General features: G+C 74.5%; 16 protein-coding genes. 10 read left to right on the top strand and 6 right to left on the bottom strand.

Annotated features, from left to right (window positions below; all coding sequences use genetic code 11):
- The first annotated feature begins 128 nt into the window (after window positions 1–128).
- Window positions 129–476 (top strand): VOC family protein, encoded by a 348-nt coding sequence (locus ACQPW6_RS36725; RefSeq protein ID WP_433894059.1) that lies wholly within the window; start codon window positions 129–131, stop codon window positions 474–476.
- Window positions 477–495: 19 nt separating this feature from the next.
- On the opposite strand, the gene ACQPW6_RS36720 is transcribed toward ACQPW6_RS36725, so the two are convergent.
- Window positions 496–1,101 (bottom strand): CGNR zinc finger domain-containing protein, encoded by a 606-nt coding sequence (locus ACQPW6_RS36720; protein WP_433894058.1) that lies wholly within the window; start codon window positions 1,099–1,101, stop codon window positions 496–498.
- Between the two features lie 49 nt (window positions 1,102–1,150).
- On the opposite strand from ACQPW6_RS36720, the gene ACQPW6_RS36715 reads away from it, so the two are divergent.
- On the top strand, window positions 1,151–1,804 hold the full coding sequence (locus ACQPW6_RS36715) for a pyridoxine/pyridoxamine 5'-phosphate oxidase (protein ID WP_433894057.1): 654 nt from the start codon (window positions 1,151–1,153) through the stop codon (window positions 1,802–1,804).
- Window positions 1,801–2,502: a maleylpyruvate isomerase family mycothiol-dependent enzyme gene (locus ACQPW6_RS36710; RefSeq protein ID WP_433894056.1), complete on the top strand. Its 702-nt coding sequence runs from the start codon at window positions 1,801–1,803 to the stop codon at window positions 2,500–2,502. The genes ACQPW6_RS36715 and ACQPW6_RS36710 overlap by 4 nt, the downstream gene beginning before the upstream one ends.
- Window positions 2,503–2,651: 149 nt before the next feature.
- On the opposite strand, the gene ACQPW6_RS36705 is transcribed toward ACQPW6_RS36710, so the two are convergent.
- Window positions 2,652–2,891 (bottom strand): DUF397 domain-containing protein, encoded by a 240-nt coding sequence (locus ACQPW6_RS36705; RefSeq protein ID WP_433894055.1) that lies wholly within the window; start codon window positions 2,889–2,891, stop codon window positions 2,652–2,654.
- 210 nt (window positions 2,892–3,101) lie between these two features.
- Between ACQPW6_RS36705 and ACQPW6_RS36700 the strand changes: the two genes are divergently transcribed.
- The 4 genes from ACQPW6_RS36700 to ACQPW6_RS36685 all read left to right on the top strand — a co-directional run bounded on the left by ACQPW6_RS36700 (window position 3,102) and on the right by ACQPW6_RS36685 (window position 5,836).
- Complete coding sequence (locus ACQPW6_RS36700; protein WP_433894054.1) at window positions 3,102–3,683, top strand: TetR/AcrR family transcriptional regulator; 582 nt, start codon at window positions 3,102–3,104, stop codon at window positions 3,681–3,683.
- A gap of 67 nt (window positions 3,684–3,750) precedes the next feature.
- Complete coding sequence (locus tag ACQPW6_RS36695; protein WP_433894053.1) at window positions 3,751–4,368, top strand: DUF4865 family protein; 618 nt, start codon at window positions 3,751–3,753, stop codon at window positions 4,366–4,368.
- Window positions 4,365–4,793, top strand: coding sequence for a carboxymuconolactone decarboxylase family protein (locus tag ACQPW6_RS36690; protein ID WP_433894052.1), 429 nt, complete (start codon window positions 4,365–4,367; stop codon window positions 4,791–4,793). The genes ACQPW6_RS36695 and ACQPW6_RS36690 overlap by 4 nt, the downstream gene beginning before the upstream one ends.
- 11 nt (window positions 4,794–4,804) lie before the next feature.
- Window positions 4,805–5,836, top strand: coding sequence for a phosphotriesterase family protein (locus tag ACQPW6_RS36685; protein WP_433894051.1), 1,032 nt, complete (start codon window positions 4,805–4,807; stop codon window positions 5,834–5,836).
- Window positions 5,837–5,845: 9 nt separating this feature from the next.
- Here the strand turns inward: ACQPW6_RS36685 and ACQPW6_RS36680 are convergent, their stop codons facing one another.
- From ACQPW6_RS36680 to ACQPW6_RS36665, 4 genes are all read right to left on the bottom strand, one after another.
- Entirely contained in the window at window positions 5,846–6,682 is an 837-nt protein-coding gene (locus tag ACQPW6_RS36680; protein ID WP_433894777.1) for an endonuclease/exonuclease/phosphatase family protein, read from the bottom strand.
- A gap of 118 nt (window positions 6,683–6,800) precedes the next feature.
- Window positions 6,801–7,520, bottom strand: a complete 720-nt coding sequence (locus ACQPW6_RS36675; RefSeq protein ID WP_433894050.1) for an alpha/beta fold hydrolase — start codon at window positions 7,518–7,520, stop codon at window positions 6,801–6,803.
- An 83-nt stretch (window positions 7,521–7,603) separates the two neighbouring features.
- Window positions 7,604–9,826, bottom strand: a complete 2,223-nt coding sequence (locus ACQPW6_RS36670) for a tetratricopeptide repeat protein (RefSeq protein ID WP_433894049.1) — start codon at window positions 9,824–9,826, stop codon at window positions 7,604–7,606.
- A gap of 78 nt (window positions 9,827–9,904) precedes the next feature.
- Entirely contained in the window at window positions 9,905–10,771 is an 867-nt protein-coding gene (locus tag ACQPW6_RS36665; protein ID WP_433894048.1) for an oxygenase MpaB family protein, read from the bottom strand.
- A gap of 226 nt (window positions 10,772–10,997) precedes the next feature.
- Here ACQPW6_RS36665 and ACQPW6_RS36660 point away from each other — a divergent pair, with 226 nt between their 5' ends.
- The 3 genes from ACQPW6_RS36660 (at window position 10,998) to dhaK (ending at window position 15,986) form a co-directional block, all read left to right on the top strand.
- Window positions 10,998–12,374 carry an LCP family protein gene (locus tag ACQPW6_RS36660; protein ID WP_433894047.1) on the top strand — a complete coding sequence of 459 codons (1,377 nt, stop codon included), beginning with the start codon at window positions 10,998–11,000 and terminating at the stop codon, window positions 12,372–12,374.
- Between the two features lie 152 nt (window positions 12,375–12,526).
- Window positions 12,527–14,926, top strand: a complete 2,400-nt coding sequence (locus ACQPW6_RS36655) for a phosphoketolase family protein (protein ID WP_433894046.1) — start codon at window positions 12,527–12,529, stop codon at window positions 14,924–14,926.
- Between the two features lie 67 nt (window positions 14,927–14,993).
- Window positions 14,994–15,986, top strand: coding sequence for a dihydroxyacetone kinase subunit DhaK (dhaK, locus tag ACQPW6_RS36650; RefSeq protein ID WP_433894045.1), 993 nt, complete (start codon window positions 14,994–14,996; stop codon window positions 15,984–15,986).
- The last annotated feature ends 101 nt before the right edge of the window (window positions 15,987–16,087 follow it).

The raw sequence follows: 16,087 nt of genomic DNA, 5'->3' as shown, positions 1-16,087 counted from the left end.
CCCTGTTACCACGGGTATCGCGCGCCGCGCCGACCGACCGCGCCCCGGTGTGGTGCGTGCGGCGGCGAGGGTGGCGTAGTACCTCTGGAGGGTCCAGAAGACACGTCCCATCCCACCTGGAGTCGTCGATGGCAGTTCGCCGTGTCGTGCCCAACATCCGGTCGGAGGCCGCGGAGGAGAGCCGGGAGTTCTACGGCCTGCTGGGCTTCGAGGAGGTCATGAACCTCGGCTGGATCATGACGCTCGCCTCACCGGCCGATCCGTCGGCACAGGTGAGCGTCCTGTCCCACGACAAGACCGCGCCGGTCGTCCCCGACATGAGCGTCGAGGTGGACGACGTGGACGCGGCCTATGCGGCCGTGCGGGACAGCGGTGCGGAGATCGTGCATCCGTTGCAGGACGAGGAGTGGGGCGTGCGGCGGTTCTTCGTCCGCGACCCCAGCGGGCGGGTGGTCAACGTGCTCGGCCACCGCTGAGACCTGTCCCGCGGTCTGCTCAGGCCCGTTCGGCGCGCTTGCGTGCGGTGTGGCGGGCGACCCGGGCCCGGTTGCCGCAGGACGGCTTGCACCACTCCTGGCGGGAGTGCTCCTTGACGAAGTAGCGCACGCAGCGCGGCGCCGGGCAGGCCCGCAGCAGTTCGCGTTCCGGTCCGGCCAGGAACGCGATGGCGTGCCGCGCCAGGGCGGCGGCCAGCCGGTCGGCGGCGGGCGGCGCGCCCGGCACCGTGTGTGCGGCGGCCGGCGGCGCGCCCTCCGGCCAGTCCAGGCGCGGGGCGACGGGCACCCGGGCGGACGCGGCGTTCAGCCGGTCGAGGGCCAGCCGGGCCGACGGCAGCCGTCCGGCGTCGGCGGCGCTCGGCTCCCCCGGCAGCACCGCCCGGGCGAACAGCGCCCGGATCGCGGTGCGCACCTCCACCGCCGCCGCCAGCGCCGCCGGGTCGGCGGTGAACCCGGCCGCGGCCAGGTCGGGTGCCAGCTCCCGCGCGTGCGCCCGCACCCAGCCGGTCAGCCCGGCCGGCTCCGCGAGGTCGTCGGCGACCCCGCCGTGGCCGTCGTGCCGGATGGTGACGGCGAGATCGAGCGCGAGATGATCACCTTGCATGGGCTAATGGTATCGTCATCGAACACCATTAACACCGAGGGGGCTGCCCGTGTCCGACCTCCGTGAACTGCTGCGCGGAATCGACGTGTTCTTCGGCGACCTGCCGGATTTCGACCCCGCCGGACTTCCGGTGGACCCGCAGGAGCTGTTCGTCGAATGGCTGCTCGCGGCGCACCGCGGCGGAGTGCGCGAACCGCACGCCATGACGCTGTCCACGATCGGCTCCGACGGCGCCCCGACCGCCCGGGTGCTGATCCTCAAGAACGTCTCGGCGCAGGGCTGGCAGTTCGCCGCCGACGCCGACAGCCGCAAGGGCAGGGAACTGGCCGCCCACCCGGTGGCCTCGCTCACCTTCTACTGGTCGGAACTGGCCCGGCAGGTACGGGTGCGCGGCCGGGTCGAGGCCGCGGAACCCGGCAGCAGCGCCGCCGACTTCCTGGCCCGCTCCCCCGGCGCCCGCGCCGAGGCGCTGCTCGGCCTGCAGAGCACCCCGCTGTCCGACCTGGCCGCCCGGGACGAGGCGGTACGCGCCGCCGCCCGGCGGATCGAGGAGGACCCCGGCCTGGTGGCCCCCGGCTGGACCCTCTACACGCTGCGGGCCGACAGCGTCGAGTTCTGGCAGGGCGACCGCGACCGCCGGCATACGAGGGTCAACTACGTGTGTACCGGCACCGGCTGGGAGCGGGGGCTGCTGTGGCCGTGACGACGACCGCCATCGACCCGGCCGGCCTGCCGGCGGCGCTGGAAGCCGGCCAGACCCGGCTGCGCGGCCTTCTTCCCGGCCTCACCGACGAGGCGCTGCGGGCGCCGAGCGCGCTGCCGGGCTGGAGCCGCGGCCATGTGCTGACCCATATCGAGGGCGTCGGACTCGCCCTGGCCCGGCAGGCACGCTACGCGCTGCGCGGCAAGCTGATCGAGGTCTACGACGGCGGCCGGGCCACCCGGGACGCCAACATCGAGGCCGGGCACGGGCGTTCGGCCGCGCGGCTGGCAGCCGCGCTCGGCGACGCGCTGGACGAGATCGAGGCCTCGTGGTCGGCGGTCGGCCCGGCCGACTGGGACCGCCCGGTGAGCTACCGGGACAGCACACTGCTCGCGGCGGGCCTGGCCTGGTGGCGCGAGCTGGAGATCCACACGGCGGACGCGCTGCTCGGCCCGGGCACCGACGACTGGTCACCGGAGCTGGGCAGTTACCTGATCGACGATCTGTCGGCGCGGCTGCCCGACGGCGTGCGGGTGACACTGACCACGGCGGACGGCACCCGGCAGTGGGTGCGGGGGACGGGCCGGCCGGTCGCGGTGCAGGGCACGCTGAACGACCTCGCCGCGTGGCTGGCCGGACGGATACCGGTCCGCCCGCTGACCGGTGATCCGCTTCCGGAGCTGGGCAGTTGGCCGTAGGGCCGTCCTGGACGGGTGGCCGGCGGCCCTGGGCGGGTGGCCGGGCGCCATGGACGGCGGGCGGGCGTTTCGCGGCGGAGGGCTGACACGCCTATTGCCCCGGCGTACGGCGAGAGCGCGTACGGCCGGGGCGGCGGCGGGCGGGTGGCTCAGGTGAGGTCGAACTCGCCGTCGCGCGCGCCGAGTACGAAGGCCCGCCACTCGGCGGGGGTGAAGATCAGCGCGGGCCCGTCGGGGTGCCGCCCGTCCCGCATCGCGATATAGCCCTCCACGAAGGCGATCTGCACATCGCCCGTGCCCTGGCTGCTGGACAGCCACTCCGCGCCTGTCAGATCGACCTGCGGCTTCTTCCCGTTGGCCAACGGCTGCCCGGTGGTGCTTTCGGCCACGTCCGATCTCCTCCTACGTCGGTATCCCGGTCCAGCCTAGCGGGCAGGTCGGGGCGCGGAGCAAGATGCGCGAACGGGCCCATGGCGGGCCGGGGTTCGGATATGGCGGCCCGGTACCCGGCTGCTTCTTGATCGCTCTTCTCCGGCTCTCTTCCGGTGTCACCCGTTCGGACGCTGGATTCTGTACCTACTGGTATGTACAGTGAGCTCATGGAGACGGCGGAGAGACTGATCGAGAGCACACGCGAACTGCTCTGGGAGCGGGGCTATGTCGGCACCAGCCCGAAGGCGATCCAGGAGCGGGCGGGCGCGGGCCAGGGCAGCATGTACCACCACTTCCGGGGCAAGCCCGACCTGGCGGTGACGGCGATGCGGCGCAGCGCGGAGGAGCTGCGGGCGCAGGCCGCGGCCCAGCTCGACACCGGGGAGACGGCGCTGGAGAAGGCCATGGCGTATCTGCTGCGCGAGCGGGACGGGCAGCGCGGCTGCCGGGTCGGCCGGATGGCGATGGATCCGGACGTGATAGCGAGCGACGAGCTGCGCCGGCCGGTCGAGGAGACGTTCGCCTGGCTGCGCGAGCGGCTGGCGGTGATAGTCGCCGACGGAACGGCCTCCGGTGAGCTGCGCCCGGGGCTGGATCCGGCGGACACCGCGGCGGCGCTGGCCGCGGTCGTCCAGGGCGGCTACGTGCTCGCCCGCGCGGCCGGCTCGCAGGAGCCGTTCGACCAGGCGGTACGGGGCGCCGTGGCGCTGCTCAACGCCGCGGCGGCCGAGCCCCGGCCGGCCGGCTGAGCCCCGGCCCGGCTCCCGCCGCCACCACATCGCACGAGAACGCACGACAACGAGGGGGGACAGACCCGTGCACGCCATGAACTACCGGATCACGCTGCCCGCGGACTACGACATGAAGATCATCCGCCATCGGGTGGCGACCAGGGGCCATCTGCTGGACGACTTCCCCGGGCTCGGCCAGAAGGCCTATCTGATCCGCGAACGCGGGGTGGCCGGCTCACCGGTGAACCAGTACGCGCCCTTCTATCTCTGGAACACCCCGCAGGGCATGAACAGCTTTCTGTGGGGCCCGGGCTTCCAAGGCCTGGTCGACGACTTCGGCCGGCCGGTGGTCGAGCACTGGACCGGCCTCGGCTTCGCCCGCGGACCCGCGGTGGCGGCCGCGCCCCGGGCCGCGGTACGCCGGGCCCAGCCGCTGCCTCCGGGCGAGGAACCGGCCGCGGTGATCGAACGGGAGCTGGCCCGGCTGCCGGAGCTGGCCGCGCGGCCCGGGGTGCACTCGGTGGCCGTGGTGGTGGATCCGCGGCACTGGGAGCTGGTGCGGTTCAGCCTCCACCAGGACGACCCGGAGCCGGACACGGGCGGGGACGCGGATGAGGACGGGGGCGTGGGCGTGGAGCGCTACGAGGTGCTGCATCTGTCGAGGCCGGGGCTCGACGCGATCGAGACGGGGCGGCAGTGGTGAGCCGGCCGGCGGCGGTCGACCGCGAGGCGGGCTACCGGCTCCTCGGCGAGCTGGCCGGCCCGGAGACCATCGAGGGCACCCTGACCGCGCTCGACGCGCTCGCGCCCGGCTTCTCCGAATGGATCGTGACGAGCCTGTTCGGCGGCACCTACCAGCGGCCGGGGCTCACGCTGCGGGACCGGCAGATCGCGAATCTGGCCGCGCTCACCGCGATGGGCGGGGTGGAGCCGCAGTTGGACGACCACGTCCGCAACAGCCTGCGGATCGGCGTGCCGCCGCGCGAGATCGTCGAGGTGATGGTGCACCTGGCTCCCTATGCCGGGGTGCCGCGGGCGCTGGCGGGGCTGCGGGTGGCGGCCGCGGTGTTCCGCGAGCTGGGCATCGAGAATCCGGGCGGACAGGAAGAGGAAGGGGCAGCCAAGTGAGGACGGGTCAGATGCCGGGTGAGCAGGTCGGCGAGGGGCGGGCGGCGGTCCGGACGGTGCTCGGCGACATCGCGCCCGGGGAGTTGGGGGTGACCGATGCCCACGACCACCTCTTCCTGCGCATTCCCGCCGTGCCGGACGTGGCGCTGGACGATCCGGTGGCGGCCGGCGCCGAACTCGACGCCTTCGGGGAGCTCGGCGGGACGGCGGTGGCGCAGTGGACGCCGTTCGGCATGGGCCGGAGGGCCGCCGAACTGCCCGCCGCGTCACGGGCCGCCGGGGTGCATGTGGTGGCCGCGACCGGGCTGCACCAGGCCGCGCACTACGATCCGGCGCTGCTGGACCGGCTGCACCGGGACGGGCTGGCCGCGTTCTTCGTCGCCGAGCTGACGGAGGGCATGCTCGCGGGGGACGACCCGGACGGGCCGCGCGGCAGCGCGAAGGCCGGCATGATCAAGGTCGCCGGGATGTTCCACGGCCTCGACGACCACACCAGACGGGTGATGGCCGCGGCGGCCGAGGCGCACCACGCCACCGGCGCCCCGATCGGCATCCACCACGAGATGGGCACCGCCGCGCTCGACGTGCTGGAGCTGCTGCACGGCGAGTCCGGGGTGCCGGTGACCAGCCTGCTGCTCGGCCATCTGAACCGGTTCCCGGATCCCGGGGTGCACCGCGAACTGGCCGCCTCGGGCGCCTATCTGGCCTTCGACGGGCCCAGCCGGGCCCATCACGCCACCGACTGGCAGATGGTGGAGGGGCTGGTGGCGCTCGCCGAGGCCGGCCACACCGAGCAGTTGCTGCTGGGCGGCGACACCACGAGCGCCGCCGGCCGGGCTGCCACCGGCGGCGGTCCCGGCATGCCGTACCTGCTGCACACCCTGCGGCCGAGAATCGAGAAGGAACTCGGAGCGAAGGCCGCCGAGACGATATTCACCGGCAACCCGGCGCGGGCGCTGGCCGTCGAGTGGCGGGAGGGTGCCGCCGCCGGTCCCGGCCACCGCGGTCAGGCGGCGGCGGGTCCGGCGCCCGGTTCGGTGTGAGCCCGGTTGTCAGGCGGTGCGCCGGGGGGTGTCCAGGTCGGTGACGACGGCGGCGTGGTCGGAGGGCCACACGCCGTCCACCGGCCGGTCACCGGTGCGGCGCACCGCGCGGACCCGGCCGCCGGTGCCCCTGCGGGACAGGCCCACGTGCAGGTAGTCGATCCTGGAGTGCCAGTACGGGTAGCCGTCCTCGCCCTGGTCGGTGATGTCCCAGGTGCCGCCCTCGGTGCCGGGGGCGGCGAACCGCCAGGCGTCGATCATCACCAGGCCGGGCACCGGACCTCTGGTCCGGTAGCCACCGAACAGCCGGACCTCGTCGAAGTCGGGCTCGGCGTTGAAGTCGCCGCCGACCACGGGCGGGTAGCCGCCGCGCGGCGCCCGTTCGGCGACGAACGCCGCCAGTTCCCTGACCTGGAGGCAGCGCACCCCGGAGTCGGCGGGGCCGGAGTTGAGGTGGGTGGCGAAGAACGGCAGTGGTCCGCCGGGCGCGTCGATCAGGGCGTGCAGCGCGGTCTTGCCGTCGTCGGGCGCGTCCCCGGGGGCGTCCCCGGCCGGCAGCCGGCGTTCGGCGGTCTCCAGGATCGGGAAGCGGCTGAGCACCGCGATCCCGACGTCCACGCTGGTGTCGCCGCCGTTGCGGCCGTGCCAGCGGTCCTGCACCGGGGAGCGCGACCAGACCCACTCCATGCCCAGCTCGTCGGCCAGCCAGCCGGCCAGGTTCTCCTGCTCGCTCGCCCACACCTCCTGGAGGGCCAGCACGTCGGGCCGCTCCTCGCGCAGCACGTGCAGGATCGCGTGCCGCCGGTCCTGCCAGCGGCCGAACCGCCACCACACGTTCCACGTCATCACGCGGATCCCGTCGCCCCGGTCGTCCACTGGTTGCTCCCTCTCGCCGTCTCCGCGGTGGGGCCGGCCCACCCGGTGATCATTCTGGGTGGCGACGGCCGCGGCGGGAAGGGCGGGTTCACCTGGCGGCGGGGGCCTGGTCGTCCTCGGCCAGGAACTCCCGGACGGCGGCCAGGAACTCGGCCGGTCGCTCGTCGTGCACCATGTGGCCCGCCTCGATGGTGACCAGCCGGGCGCCGGGGATCCGGTCGGCGACCTGGACGAGCTGGTCCTGCCGCAGGTGGCTGTCAGGGCCGCCGGCGATCAGCAGGGTCGGCGCGGTGATCTCGGCGAGCCCGTCCCAGTGCCGGGGCGCGGGCGCGTTGCGCTGGACGGCGACGGCGGGCAGCAACCGCCAGTCGTAGCCGTCGGGCGGGGTCTGCGGCGGGTCGGGCACCGGCCGGGGCGGGTCGGCGGGAAAGGGCAGCGGGCCCTCTTCGAGCACCAGCCGCCGTACGGCGTGCGGCCGGTCCATGGCCACCAGCGAGGCGGGGATCGTGCCGAGCGAGTGGGCCACCACCGTGACCCGGGCCAGGCCCAGCGTGTCGAGCAGGGCGAGCACGTCGTCCCGCATCGACTCGAAGGTGTACTCCCCCGGCCGTCCGCTGTCCCCGTGGCCGCGCAGATCGACGGCGACGGTCCGCCAGCCGTCCGCGGCGAGCCCGGCGGCCACCTCGCGCCACGAGCCGCGGTTCTCACCGAGCGCGTGCAGCAGCAGCACCGGCGGCCCGTCAGCGGGACCGGCGAACTCGCAGGCCAGCAGCACTCCGTTGACCTCGTACGCCGTCATCTCAGCCATGGACCGAGGGTAGGCGGCACGGCCGGCGGAGCCGAGCCGGTTCACGCTCGGCGGAAAGCGGCGGGCGCGGGAAGCCGCCCCCGTCACAGGCGCTGCGGAGCGCCCTGCTGCTGGGCGGCGACCCGGTCCCACAGCGCCCGGGCCTCGGCGCTGCGGCCCAGCTGCTCCAGGCAGTGCGCCTCGTCGTTCCGGCTGGTGAGGGTGTCCGGGTGGGCGGGGCCGAGCACCTGCTCGCGGGCCTCGGCCACCTCGTGGTAGACGGTGAGCGCGGTCGACCAGCGGCCGAGCCAGCCGAGCCCGATCGCTATCTCCCGCTTGCTGGTGAGCGTGTCGGGGTGCACCGGGCCGAGCACCCGCTCGCGCACCGCGGCCACGTCCCGGGCCTCGGCCAGCGCGCGCTCCCAGTGGCCGAGCCGACCGAGGTTGACCCCGAGCGCGTGCCGGGCCCGCAGCGTCTCGGCATCGGTGGAGCCGGCCGTCCTGGTCCTGGCCTCGACCAGCTCCTCGTAGAGGTCCAGGGCTTCGGCGCTGCGGCCCAGCCGGCCCAGGCAGATGCCGGTCTCGTAGCGCGCGGCGAGCGTGTCGGGGTGGTCGGCGCCCAGCACCCGGGCCCGGGTCTGCGCCACCTCGCGGTGGTGGTCGAGCGCCTCGGCCCAGCGGCCGGCCCGGCCGAGGCTGTAGCCGACCTCGAACCGGGTGACCAGGGTCTCCGCGTGCTCGGCGCCCAGCACGCGCGCGCGGGCCTCGGCCACCGCGACGGCCATGGTGTGCGCCTCCTCGGCGCGGCCGAGCTGGCCGAGGTTGAAGGCCAGGTTGTGCTTGCACTGGAGGGTGTCGGGGTGGTCGGCGCCGACGGTGCGCTCGCGGGCGGCGAGCACGGCGGCGTACTCCTGGTGGGCCTCCAGGTGGCGGCCGAGCCTGCCCAGCGCGTAGGCCGCCTCGTGCCGGGCGGCGAGCGTGTCGGGGTGGTCGGGGCCGAGCGCCCGGCCGCGCGCCTCGGCGACGTACGCGTACAGCCGCAGCGCCTCCTCGGTGCGGCCGAGCCGGGTCAGGCAGTAGGCGGCCTCGTGCCGGCTGGCCAGCGTGTCGGGGTGGTCGGCGCCCTGCGCGCGGTCCCGGGCGGCGGCCACCGCGGTGTGCAGGTCGTACGCCTGCCGCCAGTTGCCGACCCTGGCCAGGTCGATGCCTTCCGCGTGCCGGTCGGCCAGCTCGGCCAGCGTCTCGGGATCGGCGGTGCCGGCCGCCGCGCGGGTGGACCAGGCGCCGGTGAGCTCGTGCCGCGGCGGCGGCCCGGTCAGCTGGGTGCGGGTCGAGGCGGCGGCCGATCCGGTGGTCAGTGTCCTTGCCCAGGGCGGCAGTTCGGCCGGCGGCAGCAGCCGGACCGCGGCGGTGGCGCCGGCCGCCGCGCGCATCGCCTTGAGCCGGCCGCAGACGTCCGCCGCGTTCTGCGGGCGGTCGTCGGGGTCCTTGGCGAGCAGGTCGAGGATCAGCCGCTCCAGCTCGCCGGGCAGCTCGGGGCGCTTGCCGCGCGGCGGTTCCGGGGCGGTGTCGCGGTGGCCGACCAGGATCGACCAGGCGTCACCGAGGTCGAACGGCGGTGCCCCGGTGGACAGTTCGTAGAGCACGCAGCCGAGCGAGTACAGGTCGCTGCGGTGGTCGACCTCGCCGGAGCCGCCGATCTGCTCGGGCGACATGTAGTGCGGGGTGCCCATCGCCACACCGGTGCCGGTCAGCCGCGAGGTGAAGCCGATGTCGTGGCCGAGCCTGGCGATGCCGAAGTCGCAGATCTTCACGGCCCCGTCAGCCAGCCGGATGATGTTGGCCGGTTTCAGGTCCCGGTGCACGATGCCCTGGTCGTGGGTGTAGGCGAGGGCGGAGGCCACCTGCTCGGCGATGTCGCTGATGTCGGGGAGCGGCAGCGGGTGGCGGCGGGCGTCGTCCAGCACCTGGAGCAGGTTGCGGCCGTCGAGCAGCTCCATCACCAGGAACAGCACGCCGTCGTGCTCGCCGAAGTCGTGCACGACGGTGATCCCGCGGTGCTGGAGCGCGGCGGCGACCCTGGCCTCGCGGCGGAACCGCTCCTGGAGCACCCGGTTCAGGCCCGCGTCGGTGGCCGGCGCCAGCGGCTTGAGGCACTTGACCGCGACCCGGCGGCCCAGCGACTCGTCGAGCGCGCGCCAGACCTCGCCCATGCCGCCGCGGCCGATGAGTTCGTGCAGCCGGTAGCGGCCCTGGATGAGGGTGCTGTGCCCGCCTGTCGTCCTGCCGTCCGTTGCCTGGTGCCTGTCGTGGTCTCCAGCCGCCATCGCGTGCGCCGCCCCCGTGGTCCTCGGTGCTTCCCCGGACCCAGTATGGACGGGACCGGTCGAAAGCGGGACAGGGCATCAGGGCATAACGGCGGCCCGCATCCGGAGCCGGTGCGCGGAAGGATGGGTTCCGGGGCCGAGCCGGCCGACCGCCTTGAGGATGTGCCCGGGCGGCAGCTGCCAGCGCAGCCCGGCCGGGATGGTCCGCAGCAGCCGGCCGGTGGCGCGCAGCCTGCGGTCGGCCGCCGCCCGCGAGCCGGGCCGGCGGCCGTACAGCTCCTGGGCGTAGGGCGGAAGCGCCGCGAAGGAGGTGCCGCCGACCGTCCGCCACAGCGCCAGCCGGGCCGGCACCAGGGTCCAGTGCACCGGCGGCGCGCTGAGGAAGTCGTAGACGTCCTGCGACTCGGGGGTGGCGGCCAGTTCGGGGCGCACCTTCTCGAAGTAGCGGGCCAGCTCCCCGGTGCCGGCCGGCACCTCGGCCGGGTCGAGCCCGACCAGCCGGGCGGCCGTCCGCTGCTCGTCCACGTAGGCGTCGGCCTGCCCGTCGGTCAGCGGGTAGCCGGAGCGGCGGGCGACCTGGAGGTAGGAGTCGATCTCGGCGCAGTGCACCCACAGCAGCAGCTCCGGGTCGTCCACCCGGAAGGTCTCGCCGGTGTCCGGATCCACGGCCGACAGCCTGCGGTGGATGCCGCGGATGCGGGCGCCGGCCCGCTCGGCGGCGAGGGTGGTGCCGTAGGTGATCTCGCCGACGAAGGAGGCGGTGCGCATCAGCCGGCCCCAGGTGTCCTGCCGGAAGTCGGAGTTCTGCACGACACCGCGCACCGCCCGCGGGTGGAGCGCCTGCAGGTACAGCGCCCGGATCCCGGCCACCCACATGACGGGGTCGCCGTGCAGCTGCCAGGTCACCGAGTCGGGCCCGAACAGCCCCGGATCCGCGTCGCCCATGCCGGCCTCCTTGAGTGAGCCCCACGGTAACCGCGAACCGCCGTGCGGCGGAGACCGATACGGGACATGAACGCCGTCCCGAAGGCCGCCCGGACCAGGCCCGCGCGGCGGCCGACACCCCGCCCGGCGGGCAGCCGGGAATCGCCGCCGCCGTGGGTGATACTGCAATTCCGCTGGTGGGCGCCTGTCCACCGGTCCGCGGACGAAGGCGAGGGCGCGCACACGTATGGCCGACGAGCACGATGACGACCGGCGCGGCACCACTGGCACGGGACGGCCGGCGGGCCAGGGTGCGACGGCGCTGGGACGGGCCGGATGGCGGCGGGTGACGCGCTGGACGGCGGTGGCGGCGTCGGTGGCGGTGCTGCTGGTCGCGACGGCCGGCACCGTCCTCTACATCCGGCTGAACGGCAACATCCGCGATCTGCCGCTGTTCGCCGGGATCGGCGGCGACGCGGGCACCGAGCAGCCCGACGCGTTCGGCAGGACACCGATCAACGTCCTGGTGATCGGCTCCGACTCCCGCGCCGACACGGCGGACTGCCGGCTCGGCGGCGGCTGCGGGCCCGGCCAGAACGCGGACGTGGAGATGGTGCTGCACATCGCCGCCGACCGCTCGCACGCCGCGGTGCTGAGCATCCCGCGCGACACGGTGACCCGGCTGCCGGCCTGCCGTGCGCCGGACGGCAGCGTCTCCCGGGCCGGCCGCGGCCAGATCAACTCCACCCTCCAGTACGGCCCCGGCTGCACGGTCGCGGCGGTGCACGCGCTGACCAAGATCCCGATCGACCACTTCATGATGGCCGACTTCTCCGGGGTGGTGCGGCTGTCGGACGCAGTCGGCGGCGTGCCGGTCTGCGTCGACCGCGATGTCTACGACCCCTACTCGCACCTGAAGCTGGCCAAGGGCCGGCACTCCCTGCAAGGCGTGGCCGCGCTGGAGTTCCTGCGCTCCCGGCACGCCTTCGGCGACGGCAGCGACCTGGGGCGCACCGACGCGCAGCACCTGTTCCTGAGCGCGCTGGCCGGCCGGCTGCGGGAGGGCGGATCGCTGTCCGACCCGGCGGGGCTGCTGGCTCTGGCCGACGCGGCGACCGGGGCGCTGACCGTGGACACCGGCCTCGCCGCGGTGCCGCGGCTGGTCAGCCTGGCGAACGACCTGCGCAAGGTGCCCTCCGCGCAGGTCGCGTTCACCACGATGCCGAGCCTGCCCGACGCCGACGACCCGGACCGGGTGGTGGCCTCCCCGGCCGCCCGGCGGCTGTTCGCGGCGATCGCCGCCGACCTGCCGCTGAAGGTGACGGGCTCGCCCCCGCCGGCCGGCGGGACGGGCAGCGGTGAGACGAGCGCAGGCGGGACGGACGCCGGCGACGCGGGAAGCGACCCCGGCGACGACGCGAAGACCGGCTCCGCCGCCTCCCCCTCGGCCCGCCCGTCCCGTGCCGCGACCGCTCCCGACCCGGACACCCACGGCCGCACCGCCACCCGCCACCCGGCCTGCGCCGAGGTCGCCACCGATGAGGCGGTGTCCGTACGCGGTGTCCCGATGACGCCGACGGCGGCCTTCGCGGCGACCCCGAAGATCCGGGTCTCGGCCCGCTGAGGCCACCCGGGCGCGGGTTAACCCGGCCGGCCGAGCGGCGGCGCCGTGCGGTCGTGCGCCGCGGCCGGTTCCGTGATGCTGGGACTGCCGGTGCGCGATGCGGGGACGTGGAGGAAGACGGCCCGCCCCACCACGATCCCGCGGAGGATGAGATGCCGAAGACGCCGAAGAGGAAGTCCGCCGCCGCCAGCCCGGGCAAGCTCGGCGAGGACGAGCTCCAGGCGCTGGTCGCGCACTGGCGGGCGGCGAACTACCTCGCCGTCGGCCAGATCTACCTGATGGACAACCCGCTGCTGACCGAGCCGCTGCGCCCCGAGCACGTCAAGCCGAGGCTGCTCGGCCACTGGGGCACCTCCCCCGGCCTGAACCTGGTGCACACCCACCTCAACCGGGTGATCAGGGCCCGGGACCAGGACGCGATCTGCGTGTGGGGGCCAGGGCACGGCGGCCCGGCGGTGGTCGCGAACTCCTGGCTGGACGGCACCTACACCGCGACCTACCCCGACATCACCCGGGACGCCGCCGGCATGGCGCGGCTGTTCAAGCAGTTCTCCTTCCCCGGCGGCATCCCCTCGCACGTCGCCCCGGAGACCCCCGGCTCGATCCACGAGGGCGGCGAGCTGGGCTACGCGCTCTCGCACGCCTACGGCGCCGCGCTGGACAACCCCGGCCTGCTGGTGGCCTGCGTGATCGGCGACGGCGAGGCCGAGACCGGCCCGCTGGCCACGTCCTGGCACGGCAACAAGTTCCTCGACCCGGTGCACGACGGCGCCGTCCTGCCGATCCTGCACCTCAACGGCTACAAGATCGCCAACCCCACCGTGCTCGCCCGGCTCCCCGAGGCGGAGCTCGACGCCTTCCTGCGCGGCCACGGCCACGACCCGCTGTACGTCTCGGGCGACCGGCCGCAGGAGGTGCACCGGGCGATGGCGGCGGCGATGGACACCGCGCTCGACCGGATCGCCGGCTTCCAGCGGGCCGCCCGCGAGGAGGGCGCCACCGAGCGCCCGAGCTGGCCGATGATCGTCCTGCGTACGCCCAAGGGCTGGACCGGCCCGGCGGTGGTGGACGGGCTGCCGGTCGAGGGCACCTGGCGGGCCCACCAGGTGCCGCTGTCCGAGGTGCGGACCAACCCCGAGCACCTGCGGCAGCTGGAGGAGTGGCTGCGCTCGTACCGTCCCGAGGAGCTGTTCGACACCGAGGGGCGCCCGCGCGAGCAGGTGCTGGCCTGCGTCCCGGACGGCGAGCGCAGGCTCGGCGCGAACCCGCACGCCAACGGCGGCCTGCTGCTGCGCGACCTGCCGGTGCCCGATCTCGACCGGTTCGCGGTGCCCGTGGAGCGTCCCGGCGCCACCATGCACGAGCCCACCCGGGTACTGGGGGCGCTGCTGGAGGAGCTGATGGCCGGCACCGCCGACCGCCGCGACTTCCGGCTGGTCGGCCCGGACGAGACCGCCTCCAACCGGCTGGACGCGGTCTACTCGGCCTCGGGCAAGGCGTGGCAGGAGCAGACCCTGGAGGTGGACGAGCACCTGGACCCGCACGGCCGGGTGATGGAGATGCTGTCCGAGCACACCTGCCAGGGCTGGCTGGAGGGTTACCTGCTGACCGGACGGCACGGGCTGTTCTCCTGCTACGAGGCGTTCGTGCACATCGTCGACTCGATGGTCAACCAGCACATCAAGTGGCTGCGCACCACCCGCGCGCTGACCTGGCGGCGGCCGATCGCCGCGCTGAACTACCTGCTCACCTCGCATGTCTGGCGGCAGGACCACAACGGCTTCTCGCACCAGGACCCGGGCTTCATCGACCACGTGCTGAACAAGTCGCCCGAGGTGGTCAGGGTCTACCTGCCGCCGGACGCCAACACCCTGCTGTCGGTCGCCGACCACGCGCTGCGCAGCCGGGACTACGTGAACGTCATCGTGGCCGGCAAGCAGCCCTGCTTCGACTGGCTGGACATGGACGCGGCCCGCGCGCACTGCGCCCGCGGCGCCGGCATCTGGGAGTGGGCCGGCACCGAGGACGGCCTGCGGGAGCCCGACGTGGTGCTGGGCTGCGCCGGCGACGTCCCCACCCAGGAGGTGCTGGCCGCGGCGCAGGTGCTGCGCGCGCATCTGCCCGAGCTGGCGGTCCGGGTGGTCAACGTGGTGGACCTGGCCCGGCTGCTGCCCGCCGCGGAGCACCCGCACGGGATGTCGAGCGCCGACTACGACGCGCTGTTCACCCCCGACAAGCCGGTGATCTTCGCCTACCACGGCTACCCGTGGCTGATCCACCGCCTGGCCTACCGGCGGACCGGGCACAGCGACCTGCACGTCCGCGGCTACAAGGAGATCGGCACCACGACCACGCCGTTCGACATGGTGGTGCGCAACGACCTGGACCGCTACCGGCTGGTGATGGACGTCATCGACCGGGTGCCGGGGCTCGCGGTGCGGGCCGCCCCGGTACGGCAGGCGATGGAGGACGTCCGGCTGCGGCACCACGCCTGGATCCGCGAGCACGGCACCGACCTGCCGGAGGTCGCCGACTGGAGCTGGCAGGTCTGAAGCGGGGCGCCGGGGGCCGGGGGTCAGTACAGTCGAAAGGGAGTGCTGCTCCCGCCAGGAGGTCCCCATGAAGATGTTGATCAACGTGGCAGAGAACGTGGTCGCCGACGCGCTGCGCGGGATCGCCGCCGCGCATCCGGAGCTGACCGTCGATGTGGAGCGGCGGGTGATCGTACGCCGCGGGGCGCCCTACGAGGGCAAGGTCGGCCTCGTCTCCGGCGGCGGTTCCGGGCACGAGCCGCTGCACGGCGGCTTCGTCGGCCGCGGCATGCTGGACGCCGCCTGTCCCGGCGAGGTCTTCACCTCGCCGGTGCCCGACCAGATGGTGCGGGCCGCCGCGGCCGTGGACAGCGGCGCCGGGGTGCTGTTCATCGTGAAGAACTACACCGGTGACGTGCTGAACTTCGACATGGCCGCCGAGCTGGCCGAGGACGAGGGCGTGCAGGTCGCGAAGGTCCTGGTCAACGACGATGTGGCGGTGACCGACAGCCTCTACACGGCCGGCCGGCGCGGCACCGGGGCGACCCTCTTCGTGGAGAAGCTGGCCGGCGCCGCCGCCGACCAGGGCGCGCCGCTGGACCGGGTGGCCGGCATCGCCCGCCGGGTCAACGAGGCGTCCCGCAGCTTCGGGGTGGCGCTCACCGCGTGCAGCACCCCGGCCAAGGGCGGCCCCACCTTCGACCTGCCGGAGGGCGAGCTGGAGCTCGGCGTCGGCATCCACGGCGAGCCGGGCCGGGAGCGGCGGGCCATGATGACCTCCGGCGAGATCGCGGACGCCGCGGTGGACGCGGTGGTCTCCGACCTGGAGCCGGACGGACCGGTGATCGCCCTGGTCAACGGCATGGGCGGCACCCCGCTGCTGGAGCTCTACGGGTTCAACGCCGAGGTGCACCGGGCACTGGCCGAGCGCAACATCCCGGTCGCCCGCACCCTGGTCGGCAACTACGTGACCTCGCTCGACATGGCCGGCGCCTCGGTGACGATCTGCCAGGTGGACGAGGAGCTGCTCGGGCTGTGGGACGCGCCGGTCTCCACCCCGGCACTGCGCTGGGGCTGCTGACCGGCGCCGGTGCCGCCGGCCGCCGCGCCGCTCCGGAGCGGGACCGGTCCGTCCGGTCCGGCCCCGGCGGGGCCTGGCACCATGGACGTACCGAGGAAAGG

Source organism: Streptomyces sp. CA-111067 (assembly GCF_050956065.1).
Lineage (GTDB): Bacteria > Actinomycetota > Actinomycetes > Streptomycetales > Streptomycetaceae > Actinacidiphila.
This window is presented reverse-complemented; position numbering and strand designations above follow the sequence as displayed.

Coding starts and splice junctions, on each gene's coding strand:
- ACQPW6_RS36720 (WP_433894058.1), bottom strand. CDS start 1,101: ATGCAAGGTGATCATCTCGCGCTCGATCTCGCCGTCACCATCCGGCAC.
- ACQPW6_RS36700 (WP_433894054.1), top strand. CDS start 3,102: ATGGAGACGGCGGAGAGACTGATCGAGAGCACACGCGAACTGCTCTGG.
- ACQPW6_RS36665 (WP_433894048.1), bottom strand. CDS start 10,771: ATGGGCGACGCGGATCCGGGGCTGTTCGGGCCCGACTCGGTGACCTGG.
- ACQPW6_RS36675 (WP_433894050.1), bottom strand. CDS start 7,520: ATGGCTGAGATGACGGCGTACGAGGTCAACGGAGTGCTGCTGGCCTGC.
- ACQPW6_RS36670 (WP_433894049.1), bottom strand. CDS start 9,826: ATGGCGGCTGGAGACCACGACAGGCACCAGGCAACGGACGGCAGGACG.
- dhaK (WP_433894045.1), top strand. CDS start 14,994: ATGAAGATGTTGATCAACGTGGCAGAGAACGTGGTCGCCGACGCGCTG.
- ACQPW6_RS36685 (WP_433894051.1), top strand. CDS start 4,805: ATGCCGGGTGAGCAGGTCGGCGAGGGGCGGGCGGCGGTCCGGACGGTG.
- ACQPW6_RS36655 (WP_433894046.1), top strand. CDS start 12,527: ATGCCGAAGACGCCGAAGAGGAAGTCCGCCGCCGCCAGCCCGGGCAAG.
- ACQPW6_RS36680 (WP_433894777.1), bottom strand. CDS start 6,682: ATGACGTGGAACGTGTGGTGGCGGTTCGGCCGCTGGCAGGACCGGCGG.
- ACQPW6_RS36725 (WP_433894059.1), top strand. CDS start 129: ATGGCAGTTCGCCGTGTCGTGCCCAACATCCGGTCGGAGGCCGCGGAG.
- ACQPW6_RS36660 (WP_433894047.1), top strand. CDS start 10,998: ATGGCCGACGAGCACGATGACGACCGGCGCGGCACCACTGGCACGGGA.